Source organism: Mitsuaria sp. TWR114 (genome assembly GCF_007997345.1).
Map to the genome: position 1 here is coordinate 1 of NZ_VOSR01000603.1, position 2,980 is coordinate 2,980.

At 70.3% G+C, this 2,980-nt stretch carries 3 protein-coding genes; all 3 read right to left on the bottom strand.

Annotated features, from left to right (window positions below):
• Positions 1 to 118 precede the first annotated feature (118 nt).
• A complete protein-coding gene (locus FUT87_RS30975; protein ID WP_255511944.1) occupies positions 119 to 292 on the bottom strand; it encodes a hypothetical protein in 174 nt (57 codons plus the stop codon).
• Positions 274 to 2,151, bottom strand: coding sequence for an autotransporter (locus FUT87_RS20470; RefSeq protein ID WP_255511945.1), 1,878 nt, complete (start codon positions 2,149 to 2,151; stop codon positions 274 to 276). The genes FUT87_RS30975 and FUT87_RS20470 overlap by 19 nt, the downstream gene beginning before the upstream one ends.
• A 184-nt stretch (positions 2,152 to 2,335) precedes the next feature.
• A partial coding sequence (locus FUT87_RS20475; protein WP_147242212.1) for a substrate-binding domain-containing protein occupies positions 2,336 to 2,980 on the bottom strand: 645 nt, incomplete at its 5' end.

The following is a 2,980-nucleotide window of genomic DNA, read 5'->3' on the forward strand; positions in this document are numbered from 1 at the left end:
GATGTTAGTTCGCGCGCTGCACTAATTAACTAGAGCTAACCCTGTGCCGGGGTGGCATCGCTCGAGGCCCGCGGCCGCAGCAGGAAAGGGGTCTGCTGGGGCAGCCCCGTTGGCCTGATCACTGCACCGTGACGAAGAAACCTGCGCCGTCCTGCCCGCCGACCACGGTCGCACCGTTGCTGACGATGGCGCTGAACGCACCGCTGATACCGCCAGCGGCGCTGATCAGCACGAGCTTCTGTCCCTTCGCGACACTGCCGCTGAAGTTCAGCGTCAGCGTGCCACCCAGCACGGCCGCGCCGGCGACGCCGAGATGGTCATGGTCCACGCCCGGCGTGCACCGGCCACCGTGAGCGTCAGTTGACCCGCCGCGCCTTGCTGGAAGCTGCCGCCCACCGTGAGTTCGCGTTGCCCGCTGACCAGCGCCAGCGCCGCGTTGTTGACGACGTTGCCGGTGCCCATCGCATTCGCGCTCCCGGCCAGCGTGGTGCCGCCGCTGAGCGTCGTCGCGCCGCTGTAGCTGTTGTTGCGCAGCGTGAGCGCGGCGGCGCCGCTGTGCGTGAGGCTCCCGCCACCGCTGATGTTGGACAGCGTGATCGCGGTCGTCGTGTTCTGGACGATGAGCTGGCCGTCGTTGACGATGGCGTTGCTCGCCGCGCCGTTCGGCGACTCGGCCGTCAGCAGGCTGGCATCCCCGCTGTAGGTGGCCTGCAGCACCGTCGACTTGCCGCTGGTCGCATTGACGGTGATGTAGCGCAGCGGCACCGGCGTGCCGGTGCCCAGGCGCAGGATCGCGTTGGCGCCGATGGTCGTGGTGCCGTTGTAGTTCTGCGGCTGCGCGAAGGTCACGTCGTTGCCCGGCGTGGCCATGATCCGGACGTTGCCCGAGCCCACCGAGCCATCCCGGTGCGGGCCGCCCCCGCCGCCGGTGATGCCGACATGCAGCGTCACCGGCCCGTCGTAGTTGAACGCCAGCGTGCCGCCCCGCAGGTTGATGTAGGCGTTCTTCTTGCCCAGCGGCGGGTCGACCTCCGCGGGCGAGGGCGCCGACGGCAGGAAGAAGTTGGCGTGCGTGCCGTCGCCCCACTGGACCGTGCCGGCGCCGCGTTCGATGTTGATGCCGCGGTAGCTGGCGTCGTTGCCGTTGGGGGAATTGGCGCCGCCGCGGTAGATCGTCTTGGCGAAGTTCAGCTCGGGGTCGCTCAGGCCCGGATTGACCAGGTTGGGCACGTTGTGCGGGCTGTTGTCGGTGTGGCTGTAGACGCCGGACATCACGATCGTCGACGGACCGATCGCATGGAAGTTGATGTCGTTGCCGAAGGCCGCCTCGTAGATGTTCTGCGTCACCGTGACGACGCTGCCCGGCGGACTCCAGACCAGCCACGAGCCCTCGTTCAGGACCGCCTTCGCATTCGACAGCGAGGCGGCGACGTGGTTGCTGCCGAAGTCCTGCCCCGCGGCCAGCGACAGCACGCCCGAATACGAACTCACGCCGCCCGACGAGTTGCCGCCCCAGACGCCGGGCGCCTGCACGATGCTGCCGCTGCCGCTCACCTGCCCCAGCAGCACGAACTGCGCGCTGCTGATGACGATGGTCCCGTTGTTGAGGATGTTGTTGAGGTTGATCTCGCCGTTGATGGTGCTCGCGCTGTTCTTGCTGTCCGAGGTGGCGATGACGTTGGGCGAGCTGTCGGCGCTGGTGTTGGTGCCAATCTGGAAGGTGACGCCCGGATCGATCGTCAGCACCGGCGGGTTGGTGCCGGCGATGGTGAGCGCGTAGCCGGCGCCGGGGTAGGTGGTCTTGGTGACGACCTGGACCTGCCGCGCGACGGGCAGCGTGAAGGTGCTGGTCCGCGTGATCACCAGCGTGCTGGTGGCGGCGGTGGACACGCGCAGCGTCCCTTGGCCGCTGATGACCCCGGTGTAGGTCGTTGTGCCGGCAGGCAGCTTGATCACCGAATCGCCGGTGAGCGTGATGTCGCGGTTGGCGAGCACGTCCGCGGTGATGTCGGCCGCCGCGCTCACGGCACTGGTGTCGTCCACCGCCGACGCGGCGCCGTCGGAGCCACCGCCGCCGCAGGCGGATGTGAGGACGGCGCAGCCGACGATCAGGAATTCGCGCCGGCTGGCGCCTTGGAGGACTGAACTCAAGCGGGCTCCCGGGTCGGCGCTGCGAAGTGCTGGGCATTCTGTCGCAAGGCCGCCGCGGAGATATCACCAATCCGTCACGAGTGGCAACTGGCCCGCGAAAACCCGATCCGCACCGTGACGTGGCCGACGCGCGGCGCCGTCGAGAGAGTGCCGAGGGGGCGCCGAGAAACCTCAGCCTGCGCGCTCAGTCGGCGCGACCCGTGCCGCCGGGGGCACCGCCGTGATGCGGCTTCGCCGTCGACGCCCGCACGACCAGCCGCGGCGGCTCGGTCACCCGCATCGGCGGCGCATGGTCCGGCGACGCATCGATCTCCGACTGCAGCAGCTGCACCGCCAGCGTCGCCGCTTCCGCCGTGGGCATCGCCACGGTGCTCAGGGCCGGGCGCATCTGGTGCGCCAGCTGGATGTCGGTGACGCCGATCACCGACAGGTCCCGCGGCACCTCCAGGCTCAGCTCCGCCGCCGCCTGCAGCACGCCCAGCGCGGGCAGGTCGTTGGTCGCGAACACCGCCGTCAGCCCGGGCTCGCCCGCCAGCAGGCTGTGCGCGGCGTTGCGGCCGTCGTCGATGGTGTCGTGGCCGTAGCGCAGGCAGCTCGCCGGCAAGGCGGCGCCGGCCTGCGCCATCGTGTCGAGGAAGCCGCGCAGCCGCCAGCGGTGGTTGCCGGTGGGCTCGCTGCCGCAGACCGCGCCGATGCGCCGGTGGCCCAGGCGCAGCAGATGCTCCGCCGCGAGCACGCCGGCCTGGTACAGGTCCACCGCCACGCAGGGCAGCGGCGGCGGCTCTTGCGGCCGCTCCCACATGCACAGCACCACCGGCACGCCGCGGCG